At 58.7% G+C, this 17,202-nt stretch carries 20 protein-coding genes; 4 read left to right on the top strand and 16 right to left on the bottom strand.

The genetic code is table 11. The features are described from left to right. The 9 genes from Q1W40_RS06475 to Q1W40_RS06435 all read right to left on the bottom strand — a co-directional run. The coding region (locus Q1W40_RS06475) for a GTP-binding protein (protein ID WP_018003793.1) at positions 1 to 94 on the bottom strand (94 nt) is incomplete at its 3' end. 196 nt (positions 95 to 290) lie between these two features. Then, a complete protein-coding gene (gene fusA, locus Q1W40_RS06470) occupies positions 291 to 2,393 on the bottom strand; it encodes an elongation factor G (protein ID WP_300710102.1) in 2,103 nt (700 codons plus the stop codon). Between the two features lie 99 nt (positions 2,394 to 2,492). After that, entirely contained in the window at positions 2,493 to 2,963 is a 471-nt protein-coding gene (gene rpsG / locus Q1W40_RS06465) for a 30S ribosomal protein S7 (protein WP_019426275.1), read from the bottom strand. Between the two features lie 164 nt (positions 2,964 to 3,127). Continuing rightward, complete coding sequence (rpsL, locus tag Q1W40_RS06460) at positions 3,128 to 3,505, bottom strand: 30S ribosomal protein S12 (RefSeq protein ID WP_011466063.1); 378 nt, start codon at positions 3,503 to 3,505, stop codon at positions 3,128 to 3,130. Between the two features lie 137 nt (positions 3,506 to 3,642). Next, entirely contained in the window at positions 3,643 to 4,731 is a 1,089-nt protein-coding gene (locus Q1W40_RS06455; protein WP_300710115.1) for a D-alanyl-D-alanine carboxypeptidase family protein, read from the bottom strand. Between the two features lie 114 nt (positions 4,732 to 4,845). After that, positions 4,846 to 5,472, bottom strand: coding sequence for an alpha/beta family hydrolase (locus Q1W40_RS06450; protein WP_300710099.1), 627 nt, complete (start codon positions 5,470 to 5,472; stop codon positions 4,846 to 4,848). Continuing rightward, a complete protein-coding gene (locus Q1W40_RS06445; protein ID WP_300710097.1) occupies positions 5,472 to 5,816 on the bottom strand; it encodes a (2Fe-2S) ferredoxin domain-containing protein in 345 nt (114 codons plus the stop codon). The genes Q1W40_RS06450 and Q1W40_RS06445 overlap by 1 nt, the downstream gene beginning before the upstream one ends. A 31-nt stretch (positions 5,817 to 5,847) precedes the next feature. After that, positions 5,848 to 6,942: a VanZ family protein gene (locus Q1W40_RS06440; protein ID WP_300710112.1), complete on the bottom strand. Its 1,095-nt coding sequence runs from the start codon at positions 6,940 to 6,942 to the stop codon at positions 5,848 to 5,850. Positions 6,943 to 6,963: 21 nt separating this feature from the next. Continuing rightward, entirely contained in the window at positions 6,964 to 7,392 is a 429-nt protein-coding gene (locus Q1W40_RS06435) for a CopD family protein (protein ID WP_300710095.1), read from the bottom strand. Positions 7,393 to 7,692: 300 nt separating this feature from the next. Here Q1W40_RS06435 and hemB point away from each other — a divergent pair, with 300 nt between their 5' ends. Both hemB and Q1W40_RS06425 read left to right on the top strand, forming a co-directional pair. Next, positions 7,693 to 8,700 carry a porphobilinogen synthase gene (hemB, locus tag Q1W40_RS06430; protein WP_300710093.1) on the top strand — a complete coding sequence of 336 codons (1,008 nt, stop codon included), beginning with the start codon at positions 7,693 to 7,695 and terminating at the stop codon, positions 8,698 to 8,700. 4 nt (positions 8,701 to 8,704) lie between these two features. Further along, on the top strand, positions 8,705 to 9,811 hold the full coding sequence (locus tag Q1W40_RS06425) for a magnesium transporter CorA family protein (RefSeq protein ID WP_300710091.1): 1,107 nt from the start codon (positions 8,705 to 8,707) through the stop codon (positions 9,809 to 9,811). A 1-nt stretch (position 9,812) separates the two neighbouring features. Here Q1W40_RS06425 and Q1W40_RS06420 read toward each other — a convergent pair whose 3' ends face one another. Continuing rightward, positions 9,813 to 10,502, bottom strand: coding sequence for a dienelactone hydrolase family protein (locus Q1W40_RS06420; protein ID WP_300710089.1), 690 nt, complete (start codon positions 10,500 to 10,502; stop codon positions 9,813 to 9,815). Between the two features lie 26 nt (positions 10,503 to 10,528). Further along, positions 10,529 to 11,131 (bottom strand): 2-hydroxychromene-2-carboxylate isomerase, encoded by a 603-nt coding sequence (locus tag Q1W40_RS06415; RefSeq protein WP_300710087.1) that lies wholly within the window; start codon positions 11,129 to 11,131, stop codon positions 10,529 to 10,531. 81 nt (positions 11,132 to 11,212) lie between these two features. On the opposite strand from Q1W40_RS06415, the gene Q1W40_RS06410 reads away from it, so the two are divergent. Both Q1W40_RS06410 and Q1W40_RS06405 read left to right on the top strand, forming a co-directional pair. Continuing rightward, positions 11,213 to 11,959, top strand: a complete 747-nt coding sequence (locus Q1W40_RS06410) for an SDR family oxidoreductase (protein WP_300710085.1) — start codon at positions 11,213 to 11,215, stop codon at positions 11,957 to 11,959. Next, complete coding sequence (locus Q1W40_RS06405; protein WP_300710083.1) at positions 11,959 to 12,432, top strand: MaoC family dehydratase; 474 nt, start codon at positions 11,959 to 11,961, stop codon at positions 12,430 to 12,432. The genes Q1W40_RS06410 and Q1W40_RS06405 overlap by 1 nt, the downstream gene beginning before the upstream one ends. Positions 12,433 to 12,553: 121 nt before the next feature. Here the strand turns inward: Q1W40_RS06405 and Q1W40_RS06400 are convergent, their stop codons facing one another. The 5 genes from Q1W40_RS06400 to Q1W40_RS06380 are packed head-to-tail and all read right to left on the bottom strand — an operon-like array spanning position 12,554 to position 17,187. After that, positions 12,554 to 13,207, bottom strand: coding sequence for an ATP-binding cassette domain-containing protein (locus tag Q1W40_RS06400; protein ID WP_300710081.1), 654 nt, complete (start codon positions 13,205 to 13,207; stop codon positions 12,554 to 12,556). Positions 13,208 to 13,231: 24 nt separating this feature from the next. Further along, positions 13,232 to 13,987, bottom strand: a complete 756-nt coding sequence (locus Q1W40_RS06395) for an ABC transporter ATP-binding protein (RefSeq protein ID WP_300710079.1) — start codon at positions 13,985 to 13,987, stop codon at positions 13,232 to 13,234. Continuing rightward, positions 13,984 to 14,958: a branched-chain amino acid ABC transporter permease gene (locus tag Q1W40_RS06390; protein WP_108323341.1), complete on the bottom strand. Its 975-nt coding sequence runs from the start codon at positions 14,956 to 14,958 to the stop codon at positions 13,984 to 13,986. Before Q1W40_RS06390 ends, Q1W40_RS06395 begins: the two co-directional genes overlap by 4 nt. Positions 14,959 to 14,961: 3 nt before the next feature. Further along, a complete protein-coding gene (locus Q1W40_RS06385; protein ID WP_108323344.1) occupies positions 14,962 to 15,849 on the bottom strand; it encodes a branched-chain amino acid ABC transporter permease in 888 nt (295 codons plus the stop codon). 12 nt (positions 15,850 to 15,861) lie between these two features. Then, positions 15,862 to 17,187, bottom strand: a complete 1,326-nt coding sequence (locus Q1W40_RS06380) for an ABC transporter substrate-binding protein (protein WP_300710075.1) — start codon at positions 17,185 to 17,187, stop codon at positions 15,862 to 15,864. Positions 17,188 to 17,202 lie beyond the last annotated feature (15 nt).

Below are 17,202 nucleotides of genomic sequence, written 5' to 3'. Positions count from 1 at the left end.
TGGCGGCGGTCAGTGTGGTTTTGCCGTGGTCAACGTGACCGATGGTGCCGACGTTGACGTGCGGTTTGGTCCGTTCGAATTTTTCTTTAGCCATTTTTCAATCCTTAAAAAGAGCAATGCCCGTGTGTTGGTTTTATGTTTGCATCAAGTTGCTTGATCACTCCGCACGGGCACAGAGTGGCACTTGATCGCAGACAGTTTCTGAACTTTCAGATCTGACTATCGCTTGCTTTTAGTCAGTGGTGCCCGAGCAAATTCGCTGGGGCGAATTTGGTCCGGCACACAATTTTTTACTTAGCTCGTGCAGCGACGATGGCTTCTGCCACGTTACGTGGGGCTTCAGCGTAGTGCTTGAATTCCATCGTGTAGGTGGCACGACCTTGCGACATCGAGCGCAGGGTGGTCGAGTAACCGAACATTTCGGACAGTGGCACTTCGGCCTTGATGGCCTTGCCGCCACCGACCATGTCGTCCATGCCTTGGACCATGCCACGGCGTGAGGACAAGTCGCCCATCACGTTACCGGCGTAGTCTTCAGGTGTCTCGACTTCCACAGCCATCATCGGCTCCAGAATCACGGGCTTGGCTTTGCGGCAACCTTCTTTGAAACCAAAGATGGCGGCCATCTTGAAGGCCATTTCGTTCGAGTCCACATCGTGGTACGAACCGAAGTGCAGCGTGACCTTGACGTCCACCACGGGGTAACCCGCCAACACGCCTTGACCCAAAGCTTCGATCACGCCTTTTTCAACCGCAGGGATGTATTCGCGAGGAACCACACCGCCCTTGATGGCGTCAACGAATTCGAAACCTTTACCGGGCTCTTGAGGCTCAACCTTCAGAACCACGTGGCCGTATTGACCCTTACCACCGGACTGACGCACGAACTTGCCTTCGGCTTCGTCCACGGTCTTGCGGATGGTTTCGCGGTAAGCCACTTGAGGCTTGCCCACGTTGGCTTCCACACCGAATTCACGCTTCATGCGGTCCACGATGATTTCCAGGTGCAATTCGCCCTGACCGCCAATGATGGTCTGGCCGGATTCTTCGTCGGTTTGCACGCGGAAAGATGGATCTTCAGCAGCCAGACGCGACAGGGCCATGCCCATCTTTTCCTGGTCGGCTTTGGACTTGGGTTCCACAGCCTGACGGATCACGGAATCAGGGAACACCATGCGCTCCAAAGTGATCACCGATGCGGGATCGCACAAGGTTTCACCGGTGGTGACGTCTTTCAAGCCCACGCAAGCGGCGATGTCGCCGGCGCGGATTTCGTCAACTTCTTCACGGTTGTTGGCGTGCATCTGCACGATACGGCCAATACGCTCTTTCTTGCCGCGCACAGCGTTGTACACGGTGTCGCCCTTTTTCAGAACGCCGGAATACACGCGCACGAAGGTCAATTGGCCCACGAACGGATCGGTCATCAACTTGAATGCCAAAGCGGAGAATTTCTCTTCGTCGTCGGCCTTGCGGGTGACTTCTTTTTCTTCTTCGTCAAAGCCCTTGATGGCTTTCACATCGAGAGGAGAAGGCATCAACTCGATCACGGCGTCCAGCATGCGTTGCACGCCTTTGTTCTTGAACGCGGTGCCGCACAGCATGGGCTGGATTTCACCGGCGATGGTGCGCACGCGCAGGCCGTGTGTGATTTCTTCTTCGCTCAAGTCACCTTCTTCGAGGTACTTGTTCATCAGGTCTTCCGACGCTTCTGCAGCGGCTTCCACCATCTTCTCGCGCCACTCTTTGGCCGTGGCCACGAGGTCAGCAGGGATCTCTTCGAAGTTGAACTTCATGCCCTGGGAAGCTTCGTCCCAGATGATGGCTTTCATCTTGCGCAGATCGACCACGCCGGTGAAGTTTTCTTCGGCACCGATTGGGATCACAACGGGCACAGGGTTGGCCTTCAGGCGCAACTTCATTTGCTCGACAACCTTGAAGAAGTTGGCACCGGTACGGTCCATCTTGTTCACAAAGGCCAAACGTGGCACTTTGTACTTGTTCGCCTGACGCCACACGGTTTCAGACTGGGGCTGCACGCCACCCACGGCACAGTAAACCATGCAAGCGCCGTCCAGCACGCGCATGGAACGCTCCACTTCAATGGTGAAGTCCACGTGGCCGGGGGTGTCGATGATGTTGATGCGGTGCTCAGGGAAAGAGCTGTCCATGCCCTTCCAGAAGCAGGTGGTCGCAGCCGAGGTGATCGTGATGCCACGCTCTTGCTCTTGCTCCATCCAGTCCATGGTGGCAGCGCCGTCGTGCACTTCACCAATCTTGTGGTTCACGCCGGTATAAAAAAGGATACGCTCAGTCGTTGTGGTCTTGCCGGCGTCAATGTGAGCCGAAATACCAATGTTGCGATAGCGCTCGATGGGGGTAGTGCGAGCCATTTATTTCTCCAATGATTAAGTACCAAAGCCCGCCACCCCTGATGGGGCCAGCGGGCTGGCTTCTGACAGTGTCGGGCTTCTTTGTGAAGCCCTTGTGAATCAGAAGCGGAAGTGCGAGAACGCCTTGTTGGCTTCGGCCATGCGGTGAACTTCGTCACGCTTTTTCATGGCGCCGCCACGGCCTTCGTTGGCTTCGAGCAATTCGTTGGCCAAACGCAGGGCCATGGACTTCTCACCGCGCTTGCGAGCGGCTTCTTTGATCCAGCGCATCGACAGGGCCAGGCGACGAACAGGGCGCACTTCAACAGGCACCTGGTAGTTCGCACCACCCACGCGGCGGGATTTCACTTCCACCATGGGCTTGACGTTGTTGATGGCGATGGAGAAGAGTTCCACAGGGTCTTTGCCTGTTTTCTTTTCCATGTTTTCGAGGGCACCGTAAATGATGCGCTCGGCAACCGCTTTTTTGCCGCCTTCCATGATCACGTTCATGAACTTGGACAATTCGACATTACCGAACTTGGGATCCGGCAGGATTTCACGTTTAGGGACTTCGCGACGACGTGGCATATTTCACCTCATATTGCTTCAGTTGGCATCTTTTCAGACACCGCGAGCGTTATTCAAAACACTCACTTACTCGACCCACCTGGACAATTCCGGGCTTCGGGTCACTTCGCTGATTCACCGCGCCACGCGGGAAACAGCACCGAAAAATTTCAACCCAAAAGGGCTTACTTGGCCTTTGGCTTCTTCGCGCCGTACTTGGAGCGAGACTGCTTGCGGTCTTTCACGCCTTGCAAGTCGAGCGAACCGCGGACGATGTGGTAACGCACACCTGGCAAATCCTTGACACGACCACCGCGCACCAGAACCACCGAGTGTTCCTGCAGGTTGTGGCCTTCACCGCCGATGTAGGAGATGACCTCAAAACCGTTGGTCAAGCGCACTTTGGCAACTTTACGCAGAGCGGAGTTAGGCTTCTTTGGCGTTGTGGTGTACACACGGGTGCAGACACCACGACGCTGTGGAGAGTTTTGCATCGCAGGGCTTTTGGACTTGATCGTTTCGACCTCGCGCCCCTGACGCACCAATTGATTGATGGTTGGCATTGTTTGTAACGTCCCTAAACGTTGAATTTAGACAAAAGAAACTTCCCCGCCCCAAAAGCGGAAAAGCCCGCCAGTATAACCGCCTGGCGGGCTTGTGACAAGTTATCCACAATTTGAGGGGGCTGACGCCCGCCGATTCACTTGATCCAGAGGCGAAGCGCATCCCACGCACGGCCCAGAACACCGGCCTGCTCCACCCCCTCCAGCACCACCAAGGGCACGTCCAGCAAGGGCTGATCGCCACGCAAAATTTTCAAAGCGCCTACGGCCTGCCCTTTGGCGAATGGCGCCACCAAGGGGTCCGGGCGGACCACCTGGGTTTTGATCTGCGCCGTGCTGCCTGCAGGCACGGCCACAACCAAGGACTGGAATGAGCCCAGTTTCAATACATTTTCCTTGCCCTTCCAAACCGCTGGCATGGCCACCGGCTGGTTCGCGTCAAACAGCTTGACCGCATCAAACGCGGTGTAACCCCAATTCAAGAGCTTCTGGCTTTCATTGGCGCGGGCATTTTCGCTGTCGGCCCCCACCACGACGGACAACAAACGACGCGTGCCCACATTGGGAAAATCGCGCTTGGCCGTCGCCACCAAGCAGTAGCCCGCCGCCTGGGTGTGACCTGTTTTCAAACCATCCACCGTGGGATCTCGGAACAACAACAAGTTGCGGTTGGACTCATTGGCCGCAGGCGTGCCAGGATAACGGTACTTCTTGATGGCGTAGTAAGGCACATAGTCTGGAAAATCGCGCATCAGGCGCATCGCCAAAATACTCAAGTCACGCACCGAGGTGATGTGCCCCGAGGCGGTCAAGCCCTCCGGATTCATGTAGCTTGTTTGCTTCATGCCCAGCGCCTTGGCCTGCTCATTCATCATCTGCACAAATCGGTCCGCGCTACCGCCCACACCTTCGGCCAAAGCCATGGTCGCATCGTTGCCAGACTGCACGATCATGCCCTTGATCAGGTCTTCCACCGGCACCTTCATCTTGGGGTCGATGAACATGCGGGAGCCCGGCATCTTCCAAGCCCGCTCGGAAACGGGGAAAGACTGTTTGAGGTCAATCTTGCGGGATTTCAGCGCATCAAACACCAGGTACGCCGTCATCAGCTTGGTCAACGATGCCGGCTCGACCGTGGTATCGGGGTCTTTGGACGCCAGCACCTGATTGGCCGTGATGTCCAGCAACAAGTAAGCCTTGGCTGCAACTTGGGGCGCCTGAGGCATTTGGGCCTGGGCCGCGAAAGTGACCACCGCCCCGGCGCAGGCCAGCAAAATTTGGATCCAACGTTTCATGAGTTCCACCAGGCCCCAGCCCAAAGGCCATTACAGATCAAGAGATCAAGCCTTCAAGTGCCGCACAACCAAAGACTTCAACAGGGGCAATTGTCCATGAAAGAAATGCTCCACCCCGGGAATCACCGTCACCGGCAAGGTTTGAGGACGGGCCCAGTCCATCACGCTGCTCAGCGCCACCGTATCGTCCTGTTCACCGTGGATGACCAAGGTGCGCTCATGCAAGTCGGGCGCAACCGGCGCGACCGTGAAGCGGGAAGCCGCCGTCCCCACCAAAACCAGCTTGTCCAAGGGGCGCTGCGCGTGCACGGCCTGCGCCACATGGCTGGTGACAAAAGCACCGAATGAAAAACCGGCCAAAGCCAGGGGACCATCGGGTGCCACTTGCGCGATCACCGACAGCATGTCTTCAGCTTCGCCATGCCCTTCGTCATAGACCCCGGCGCTGGCACCCACGCCCCGAAAATTGAAACGCACGGCTTGCCAGCCACACTGCACAAAAGCGCGGGCCAGGGTTTGCACCACTTTGTTTTGCATGGTGCCGCCAAACAGCGGGTGAGGGTGCGCAATGACCACCGTGCCGCGCGAAACCCCATCCGTGGGCAGATCACGCAAAGCCTCCAGCGGACCCACAACGCCTTGCAGGCTGAGTGATTGGGTGGACGAATTCATCAGCGTCCCAAATGTTCCGGTGTCACCAGGCGCTCAACCACCTGTCCGTTCTTCAAGTGAGACTGCACAATTTCTTCGATGTCATTGTGGTCCACATAGGTGTACCAGACGCCTTCCGGGTAAACCACCGCCACGGGACCGCCAGAACAACGGTCCAGGCAACCCGCCTTGTTCACACGGACTTGCCCTGGACCGGCCAGCCCCAGCGCTTTGATGCGGTTTTTGCAATGGTCAAATGCGGCTTGGGCATTGTGCTGGGCACAACTGGCCTCGCCGTTTTTGCGCTCATTCAGGCAAAAAAAGATGTGGCGTTTGAAATAAAGGTTGGTTGTTTCTGAGGTCATGGCCGAATTTTAGGCGCCCGGACCCGGCTAACTAATGTGCCGATTTGGATGAGGACAAGCGCCGCACCAAATACAGCAAAGCGGCATAGGGCCACAGCCAACCCAGCCACTGAATCAAGCCATGAAAACGGATGAACCGACCTTGCTCCCAAGTCTGCAAAGTCAAGGCGAAATAAGCATCCGCAGATGCGTTGTTGAGCAAACTCAATTGCCAGACCAATATCACCAACGCCAACACGAGACAGGCCCTTGCGGGCGCAAAGGCCAAAGCCAGCATGCCCCCCACCGCCAAGGCCAGCCCCATCGCCACCTCGGTGTTGACCCACCCCCAAGCATGGTTTGGACCATACGTCAAAGCAGCCGACAAGGCACTCGCGGCCACCCCCAGAACCAGCACCAGGAGAGCCATCACAAAACGCTGGTAGCGTTGCCGCAACACGCTGAAAGCCACCAAACAAGGCAGCAAAAGTCCGATCGTCACGCACAGCATTTCGCTCACGGGCAACAAGGGCTGCAGCTCCACTTCGCGCAAAGGCATCCATTCCAGCAAAGGTGATTCCTGAAGCAGGTTGGACAAAGCCGCTTCGACCCGCTCCAGCACCTGACCCAATCCAAAAGCCACCGGCGCAGGAAACAACAAAGCCATCGGCCACACCAACAACAAAGCCAAAGCACCACCCGCATCCACCACAAACCAACGGTCACGAAAACGGCTCCAGCGCTCCATCAGGCCCACCCACTCCAAGGCACGCGCCGTCACCGCCCCCATCAAAGCGCCGCCCACATTCAGCGCCGCATCGACGTTGGACGGCACACGCACAGGCAAAAACATCTGCAAAGTTTCCATGGACAGCGACAAGCCTGTAGCCGCCAAAGTGGCCAGCCAAATGCCAGGCCAGTGTCGGCGGGACCGGTGCAACGCCAGCGCCAGCAAAAAGCCCAAGGGGGCATAACCCAGCACGTTGGACAGCACATCAAAGCCTGTCCAGTATTTGGGCAAAGGGGCCCAAAGAAAGGACCATGGCGCTATGCCCTGAACACGCCAGTTGTCAAAAGGGTACAAACTGGCATAAACGATCAGGACCATGTAGATCCACGCCAAAGGCCACGCCGCTGTTTTGCGCATCATGACTTGGCGCCCTGGGCCTTAAAAAGGCTTGACCACCACCAAAATGACCGCCGCCAACATCATCAGCACGGGCACTTCGTTGAACCAGCGAAACCAGACATGACCGCGCTGCATGCGGCCAGTTTCGAATTTGCGCAAGATCAGACCGCAGCCGTGGTGGTAGCCGATCAGCAACAGCACAATCAGCAGCTTGGCGTGCATCCAGCCCTGCCCAGGACCCCGGCCGATGCCATATACCAGCCACAGCCACAAACCCAAGGCCAAAGCGGGCACCGCCAAAATCGTCATGAACTTGTAGAGCTTGCGCGCCATGAGCAACAGGCGTGTGCGCTCCGCCGCTGAGTCCGGCGCCACCATGGCCAGGTTCACAAATATGCGGGGCAAATAAAACAGGCCTGCAAACCAGCTGGCGATGAAGACGATGTGAAGGGCTTTGATCCAGAGCATGGGACAAGTGTAGTCAGGGACCACCGCCAGCGGGGCCGCTGGACGCATTCGGACAAAAAAAACCCTCGGCCAGGGGCCGAGGGTGGGAAGCCTTTTTGCTGTCACACATCAAGGCGCCCGCTCAGGGAGGAAAAGCGGGAGGCAGCAAGCTGCCCGGTAGGGAATTTATCAAATAACAAAACCGATAACAAGCTTGTTTCCAATTTTTTTATTGTTTTTGACAGTTAAGCTTGCACATGGGTGACGCTGTTGGCCCAGGCTATATGCACCCCGCCAAAGACTTCAGGCACAATTTTCCACATGAACCCCGTCGCCCCCTTCCCATCCAGCCGCCCGCGCCGCCTGCGCCGCGATGAATTCACCCGCAACCTGGTGCGCGAACACCAGGTCACGCCGCACGACCTGATCTACCCGGTGTTTGTGCTGGACGGGCAAAACCAGCGCCAACAGGTAGGCTCCATGCCCGGCGTGGAGCGCCTGAGTCTGGACTTGTTGCTGCCCGTGGCCGAAGACTGCGTCAAGCTCGGCATCCCGGTCATGGCGCTGTTCCCGGTGATCGACGCCAGCCTGAAGGACCCCACAGGCAGCGAAGCCATGAATCCAGACGGTCTGGTGCCGCGCGTGGTGCGCGAACTCAAAAAACGCTTCCCCGAGCTGGGCGTGATGACCGATGTGGCGCTCGACCCCTTCACCAGCCACGGCCAGGACGGCCTGCTCGATGACACAGGCTACATCCTCAACGACGAAACCACCGCCGTGCTGGTGCAGCAAGCCCTGACCCAAGCCGAAGCCGGTGTAGACATGGTGGCCCCGAGCGACATGATGGACGGGCGCATTGGCGCGATCCGCCAAGCGCTCGAAGCGCGTGGCCTCATTCACACCCGCATCATGGCCTACAGCGCCAAGTACGCCAGCGCCTTTTATGGCCCCTTCCGCGATGCGGTCGGCTCGGCGGGCAACCTGGGCAAGAGCAACAAAAAGGTCTACCAAATGGACCCCGGCAACAGCGACGAAGCCCTGCGCGAAGTCGCCATGGACCTGGCCGAAGGCGCCGACATGGTCATGGTCAAGCCCGGCATGCCGTATCTGGACATCGTGCGCCGCGTCAAGGACGAGTTCAAAGTGCCCACTTTCGCCTACCAGGTGTCGGGCGAATACGCCATGCTCAAAGCGGCAGCGCAAAACGGCTGGCTGGACCACGACCTGGTGATGATGGAAAGCCTGCTGGCCTTCAAACGCGCAGGGGCCGACGGGGTGCTGACCTACTTCGCCCGCGACGCGGCCCGCCTGATCCGCCAGCAAAGCTGACCGCATGCGGGTCATCACCGTCAGCGGTCAGCAAGTCCACGACGGGCTGGCTTTGCCTGAAGCATTGCCTGAGCACGGCTTTGTGTGGATCGCGTGTTCACGCGCTTATTTCCAGACCGAGCTGCCATTGATCCAAGCCGCCCTGGAGCGCCTGACCGGACAGCCCTTGGTGGATCTGCACACCTCGGACCTGCTGAACCCGCAACTGCCCTCGCGTTACGACTTCAGCTCGCAATACGACCTGATGGTGTTTCGCCGCCTGGCGCAACGCGCCGACACGGCCCCGATCGACACCCGCAACGGCAAGCGCCCTGGCCCGCCGGTCCTGCAACGCATCGACACCAGCCCGGTCGGCTTTGCGGTGTTTGACCGCGTGCTGCTGAGCGTGCACCCGGCCGACTGCGCCGTGCGCGAGGCCTACGCCAGCCGCTTGCTGGCCAGCGCCATGTCTGACGATGCGGGCGATGTGCGCTCGGCCGGTGCTCGTGGCGTGCCCCACAGCCCCGCCGACATGATGCTGCGCATCGTCAGCCACATGGTCGACGGTTACCTGGACTTGCGCCGCGAACTGAGCCGTCAGCTTGACCATTGGCAAGCCGAACTGCTCCACCCCCAAACCCGCTTCAACCGCTGGGACGCCTTGCTGCAGGCCCGCCTGGCGCTGCACCAGCTCGAAGACCTGTGCGACGACCAACACAACGCCATCCAATCGTGGACCGAGTCCTTGGACGCCTGGGGCATTGGCCATGACAGCGCCGCGGTTCACGAGCACGAGCTGCTCAAGATCCGCAGCCGCGATGTGCTGGAACACATTGACCGCGTGGTGCAGCACGTGCGCCGCCTGGAACACAACACCGAAACCGCGGTGCAAATGCACTTCAACGTGCAAGGCAACCGCACCAACGACATCATGCGCACCCTGACCGCGCTGACCGCGATTTTTTTGCCACTGAACCTGATCGCGGGCATCTTTGGCATGAACTTCGAGTTCATCCCCTGGCTGCACCAAGCCTCCGCCTTTTGGTGGACGCTGGGCAGCATGGGCCTGATCGCCCTGACCATGGGCCTGGTGTTCTGGCGAAAACGCTACCTGGCCCGCACTGGCGGCTGAATCAGGACAGATGTTGCGCGAAGAACGCCAAGGTGCGTTCACGCGCCAACTTGGCCGAGGGCTCGTGCCAAGCACCGCGCTGGTCACAGTTGAAGCCGTGGTGCGCCGCATAAGTGAAAACTTGCACCTCGGGATGCGCCTTCTTGAAAGCCTCCACGGTGTCCAACGGAATCCACTTGTCTTCCTCTGCAAAATGCGCCAGCACAGGCACCTTGGTCTGGCGGGCGATTTCTGCTTCGCTCGTCACACCACCGCCGTAATAAGGCACTGCCGCACTCAAGCCCTGGAGGGTGCAGGCAGAACGCCAGGTCAACAAGCCGCCCCAGCAATACCCCACGATGCCCACCTTACCGCCCGAAGCCTTGGCCGCATGGTCAATGGCCGCCTGAATGTCGGGCATCGCACCCGGTGCGGGCAAGGCCTCGACCGCTGTTTTGTAGCCAAAGCCCTCGCCCATGTCGGCTTCGCTGTAACCCAGCTCCACACCGGGCTTGACGCGGTGGAACATGGCGGGCGCGATCGCCACATAACCCTCTGCGGCATAGCCATCGGCCACGCTGCGGATGTGGCTGTTGACGCCAAAAATTTCCTGAATCACCACCACAGCACCTTGGGGTGTGCCTGCAGGACGGGCTTCGTAAGCGGGCACCACAGTGCCGTCAGCAGATTTCAGTTCAATCATGTTTCCCATGCTCTTCTCCAAGGGTTCAAATGTCATCACGAAGCCAATGCACGCTCGACAAAGTCAAGCCGGTCCTGGCCCCAAAAAATCTCGCCGTCGATCACATAGCTGGGTGCGCCGAAGACACCCACGTCAATGGCCGACTGAGTGTAGGCCTCATAGCGCTCTTGCACCGCTTGGCTGTGCGCTTGCTCCAACACCGTGGCAGACAAGCCTTGCTCGGCTAGCAACTCGGTCAGCACTTTCTCGTCGGCGATGTTGCGCTCTTGCGCCCAGCAAGCCGACAGCACCGCGCCGGCGACTTTCATGGCAGCCGCTGCGCCTTGGGCCAAGTCTGCCGCAATGATCACGCGCGCGGCATCGTCACCCCCCACGGGAAAGTAACGGGGCTTCAAGTTCAAAGGTGCATTCAGGTGCTCACTGAAGCGCTGCAATTCGATCAAACGGTAGGCCTGACGTTGCGGTGCGCGCTGACCCAAAGGCAAACCACCCGAAATCGGAAACACCTTGCCTCCCAAATCGATCGGCATCACGCGCAGGCTGGCGCCCGTTCGCTGGGCAATATCGGCCAAGCGTTGATGGCCCAGATAAGCCCAGGGGCTTTGCGGTGCGAAGTAATAGTCCACTGTGCGACCCATGAAATCTCCTGAGGTGTTGTGTAATCTTTTGACGAAACGGCGGTTGTAACCGTTCTCATGAATTTTTACAGGAGACATGCAATGAACAAGGTCTTGTTGGTGACCGGTGGCAGCCGGGGTATCGGGGCAGCGACGGCCCTGTTGGCGGCACAGCAAGGCTGGTCGGTGGCGGTCAACTACACCGCCAACTCTTTGGCCGCTGACGAAGTCGTGCGACAGATTCGTGCTGCGGGTGGGCAAGCCATCGCGGTCAAGGCCGATGTGGCCGAAGAAGACCAGGTTTTGCGCATGTTCGAGCACATCGACGCCAAGATGGGGCGGCTGCACGGCCTGGTCAACAACGCGGGCGTGGTCGATGTCACAGCCCGGGTGGACGAAATGAGCGTGGCCCGCTGGAAGCGCATGTTCGACATCAACGTGATCGGCAGCCTGATCTGCGCCCGAGAAGCGGTACGCCGCATGAGCACGAAGCACGGCGGCGAAGGCGGCAGCATCGTCAACGTCTCCAGTGCCGCTGCACGGCTGGGTGCGCCTGGTCAATATGTGGACTACGCCGCCGCCAAAGGCGCCATTGATGCATTCACCATTGGCTTGGCCAAAGAGGTGGGGGGTGAAGGTATTCGGGTCAATGCGGTGCGCCCTGGCCTGATTGAGACCGACATCCATGCCTCGGGCGGCCTACCCAACCGGGTCAAAGACCTGCAGCACCTGGTGCCCGCACAACGTGGTGGCACGGCCGAAGAAGTGGCCCAGGCCATCGTCTGGCTGCTGTCCGAGCAGGCCAGCTACACCACCATGAGTTTTCTGGACGTTTCGGGAGGCCGCTGATGGCAGACACCAAGAAGCCGATCAAGTACTACTGGGAAGATTTTGCCCCCGGCGAAGTGCGCGATCTGGGCACCATCACGCCCACGCGCGAGGAAATCATCGCCTTCGCCAGCCAATTTGACCCTCAGCCTTTTCACCTGGACGACGAAGCCGCCAAAGCCTCCGTTTTTGGTGCCCTGTCGGCCAGCGGCTGGCACACTTGCTCCATGGCCATGCGGCTGATGGTCACCAACTTTTTGAACGACACCTCCAGCTTAGGCTCACCTGGTTTGGAGGGCATCAAGTGGCTCAAGCCTGTTTACCCAGGCGACACCTTGAGGCTGCAGTCCACCATGCTGGAAACCAAGCCCATGAGCAAACGACCCGATGTGGGCATGACACGCAACCTCTGGGAAATGTTCAACCAACACGGCGACAAAGTGCTGCAGATGGATGGCTGGGGCATGTTCAGAAGACGCACCCCTGCGGTCTGAAGCGCAGGGGCAACGCACAATCGGGCCCATAACGCGCATGGCCGACGGCTTCGCAGCTGCTTCCTGCGCTGGCTGCGAGATCAGACCACAGCCGCAAGGCAACAGCTCAACGCGGCAATATTCAGACTGCGGCAGTCTGCAAATTGGCCCCACGCTCGATCACGAATTCGCAATCCACGAGCTTGCGTGAGTGGTTCAAATCGCTTTGCGCGATCAACACCGACACCTCGGTGCCTTTGAGCCCGGCAATGACCTCACCCAGCCGTTTGGACAAGGCAGGTGCCACACCCTCAAAGGGCTCATCAAGCAACAACAAGCGGGTTCCCACCGCAAGAGCTCGTGCCAGCGCCACCAGCTTTTGTTGACCGCCCGACAGCAGCAAGGCGCGGCGATCTTTCATCTCCAGCAACTCGGGCAACACTTTGTAGACCAGCGTCAACCGCTCCTGAGGGTCCAGCGACGGGCTCACCCAAACGGGGATCAGGATATTTTCTTCCACCGTCAACTCAGGCACGAGTCCACGGTCCTCGGGCATGTACCCGATGCCCAGCCCCGCCCTTGCGTGCGGGGGCAAGGCGGACAAATCCTGGCCATTGAACGTGATGGTGCCTTGTTTCGGGGTCAAGTGGCCCATCACCGAGCGCAGCAAAGTGGTCTTGCCCGCACCGTTTCGGCCGATCAAACCCACCATGGTGCCGTCTGCGACGGTGAGCGACAAACCGCGCAAAGCGATGACCGACTGGATGGCCACATGGAGGCCTTCTACCTTGAGCATGCGTGTTCCTTTGGGCTCAGCGTTTTATTCACTCAGCAGTTCGCCGGTGACATAGCGTCTCACATCGTCGGTGGCCAAAGCCACTTCGGGTTTGTCGTCGGCAATGATGCGACCGCTGTAGAACGCCACCACCCGGCTGGCATAGCGGTTGACGATGTCCATGTCGTGCTCCACAAACAAGACCGTGGTGGACTGCTCCTGCCCAAGCCCGGCCATGATGGTTTCCATCATCGGAAATTTCTCTTCAGCAGACACACCACTGGTGGGCTCGTCCAGCAGCAACAATTTAGGCGATGCGGTCAAAGCCATCGCGATGTCGAGCAGCTTGCGCACACCACCGGGCAGCTCCGCCACACGGCGACCACGGTGCTCGGTCAAGGCAAAGCGCTCCAGCAAAGCATCGGCCCGTTCGATGGCATCGCGCCTTCGCGCGGGTTGCCAAAAACTGAGCTTCTGGTCATGGCAGGCGTTGGCCACCAGCATGTTGTCCAAAACGCTCAGCTCGCCATACAGTTGCGGAATCTGGAACGACCGCGCCACACCCAAGTGCGTGATGGCTCGCGGAAACAAGGGCGTGATGTCCTGACCGTCCAACAGTATCTGCCCCTGGTCAGGCTTGAGGTAACCCGTGATCATGTTCACGAACGTGGTCTTGCCAGCGCCATTGGAGCCAATCAGGCTCACCCGCTCACCAGCAAAGATATCAATATTCAGGTTAGAGGCCGCCACCACGGCACCGAATTTTTTGCCCACATCACGGGCTTGTAAGACGGGCTTCATCGGGTGCCTCCCTTGACCCACAGTGAACCAATCCCACGTGGCAAGAAACGGATCACGATCAGCAAGAAAATACCCAGTGCCATTTGCCAGGTGTTGGGGAAATAGGCGCTCGAAAACGAGCGCACCACCTCCAACACCGTGCTGGCGACAAACAAAGCGATCACACTTTGCCAGCCCCCCAAAATGGCGACAAACACGAACTCGCCCGACGTCGTCCAGAAACTGAAGTTCGGCTCAATGTGCCCCAAAGCCATCACCGCCAAGGCACCACCCAAGCCACCACAAAAAGCCGCCAAGATGAAGTTGATCGCCATCGCATGGCGCACGGAACCGCCCAAATACTCCACGCGCAATTCGTTTTCTTTGGCCGCCACCGTGATCAACCCACGCGTGCTGTCGAAGTAAATGCGAGCGAGCAAAGCCATCACGGTTGAGACCGAAATGGTGAGCACATACATGATGTAGCCCACCTGCGCATCTGGCAGTTTCTGACCCAACAAGGTGGGACGCCCCAGGTTGAAACCATCCGAGCCGCCCAGCACTTCCAGCTTCATCAAGAGGCCATAAGTGACCATCGACAAAGCCAGGGTCAACATGGCAAAGAAGATACCACGGTAGCGCGACAGCAGCGGCGCGAAGGGTGCGGCCACCAACGCAGCCACCACGCCACCGCACAGGGTCAGCAACAAGGCATCGGTGATGCCCAGCTTGTTGAACATCAAGGCTGCGGCGTAACCGCCTACGGCAAACACCATGCCTTGACCAAATGGCACCACACCACCGCGCATCAGCACCACGATGCCCAGTGATACCAGGCCATTGGCCGCCGCCATGGTGATCAAGAAAGTGAGCCACTTGGGCATGACGGTACCTGCCAGAGCCAGAGCAAGGCCAATGCCTGCAGCCCACAGCACGGTCTGACCGACGGGTTTCTCTTGAGAAGACACAGATGTGCCCAAAATTTTCGCCATGGCTCAGATCTTTCGGGCCTGAATGCGCTGGAACAGCCCTTCCGGACGGAACATCAACACCACGGCCATCACCACATAAATTGAGAACAACTCCGCCACGGGCGCCAAATGGACGGCCATGGCCCGGGCCAGACCCACAATCAAAGCGCCAATGGCTGCGCCTTCAATGCTGCCCAGCCCGCCGATGATCACCACCGCGAACGAGACGATGATCACCCCGACAGACACCCCTGGTTGCACCGAAATCATGGGCGCAGTGAACGCCCCACCCAATGCCGCCAAGAAAATGCCGACCGAGAACGCCAGCATGTACACGCGCGAGACGTTCACGCCCATGCTCGAAGCAATCTCCGAGCTGTGGATCACGGCGATCATGATCTTGCCTTGCTGAGTGCGGTTGAGCCACCACCACACAGCAAGGCCCACCACCACAGCCAAAGCCACCAGCGCGAAGTCGTAGCCCACATAGGTTTGCGTGCCAATGTCGATGTTGCCAAACAGCCCATAAGGCTCCGACACATAGTAAGGATTGGCACCCCACAGCAGTTTGGTGGCGTCCTCCATGATCAGGAACATGGCATACGTGACCAACACCAGCAGCACCTCGTCACGCCCATAAAAGAAACGCAGCAAGCCGCGCTCTGTCAGGGGCGCCACGAGCGCCGCCACCGCCACCGCCGCCAAAAGCATCGCCACCAGCGTGTAGCCGGGCGCCCACTTCATGGCACTGGCCCAGCCTACGAAACTGGCGGCCGCATAGGCCCCCAGCGCGTAGAAACTGCCGTGTGCGATGTTGAGGATCTTGAGGACGCCGAAGACCAGCGTCAGCCCCAGCGCCACAATGAACAGCCACGAAGCGTAGGTCAGTCCGTCAATCAGTATGGTCAGCATGCCAAGGGGTCCTTATGGGCAACCTTTGGCACCCGGGAATCCGGCCTTGATCCAGTCTTCCGACTTCATGTTGGCCGGCGGGTTCACGCACTCAGCAGGAAATCGCATGATGTCGTCGAGCACCACCATTTTTTTGCTGGCGTCAAAACGCGTTTTGCCAATGGCCGTTTCCTGAACGGCCTGATGACCACCGCCCAAGGCCATGCGGATCTTGCCAGCAGGAGAGTCCCACTCGGAGTTGCGCAAGGCTGCAGCCAATTGCTCGGCATTGGGCTTCTTGCCGCCGTTGGCGGCCATGGCTTTTTCAACCGCCAGCTTCAAACCCAACAAGGATTGAACCATTCGGTAGGGGGCCTGAACGGGATACACGTTGTAGGCTTTGCTGTACAAATCCCACCACCAGTCATTCAAACCGGACTTGGGTGACATCAAGCCATAGGCACCTCGAGCGCCCAAAATCACGCCATCGGGCATCTTCTCGCCCAAACCTGGCAACACGTGGTCGCCTGCAGAGAGGATCACTTGCGAGCGCTTGAACAGACCACGAGGCCCTGCCTGCAAGATGAGCGCCTGCAAATCACCGCCCCACAAACTGCTGTGGGTGATGTCTGCCGGCTTGGCCATCAAAGCAGAGATTTCTGTGCCGTACTGGCCTGCGCCAAATTTGGGCAACTGGTCTTCACCCGCCTTGGCGTTGGGGTAGAGCTTTTCCATCGACCAGGTGAAATCTTTCTTGGAGTCTTGGCCCCAAGCGTAGTCCTGGTTGATCATGTTGAACGTGTTGACCTTGATGTCCTTGGCCTTCAGGTAGCGGGCCAGGGCCACGTTGTCCATGGCGGCATGCGATGCGGTTCGGAACACGTAGTTGTATTTGCCATCTTCAAAAATGCGAGGCGTGCCGCAGTCATAAAGAATCAGAAACTTCTTCATCTCCTCGGCCACAGGAGCGACGGCCAGACAGTCGCCTGAGCCGACATAACCCACCACCGCGTCGACTTTTTCACGGTCATACAGGTTGCGCAACTCTTGCACTTGCTTGGTGGCGCCGCCGTTTTCATCGACATAAACCGCTTCAAGCTTCATGCCACCAAAGCCGGTCTTGTTATAGGGTGCAGGCGCCGCGCCTTTGTTGAAAGCATCGACCAGCACCTTCGCGCCATTGACAGCCGGAATGCCGAAGCTCTCCGCCGCCTGGCCTGACAAGAAACTCACAATGCCGACCTTGAAGGTCTCCTGGGCCTGCACGGCAGCCGCTCCACTCAGCGCTGCAACCACCGTCACAGCCGTACCGATTGTCTTGTGCGACCAAGTCGCTTTGCGAATACCTTGAATTGCCATGTGTCTCTCCACTTG

The organism is Limnohabitans sp. (genome assembly GCF_030158565.1).
In the GTDB taxonomy this organism is placed as follows: Bacteria; Pseudomonadota; Gammaproteobacteria; order Burkholderiales; family Burkholderiaceae_C; genus Limnohabitans_A.
Note: the sequence above shows the minus strand (reverse complement) of the source record. Positions and strands in the feature narration are given on the sequence as shown.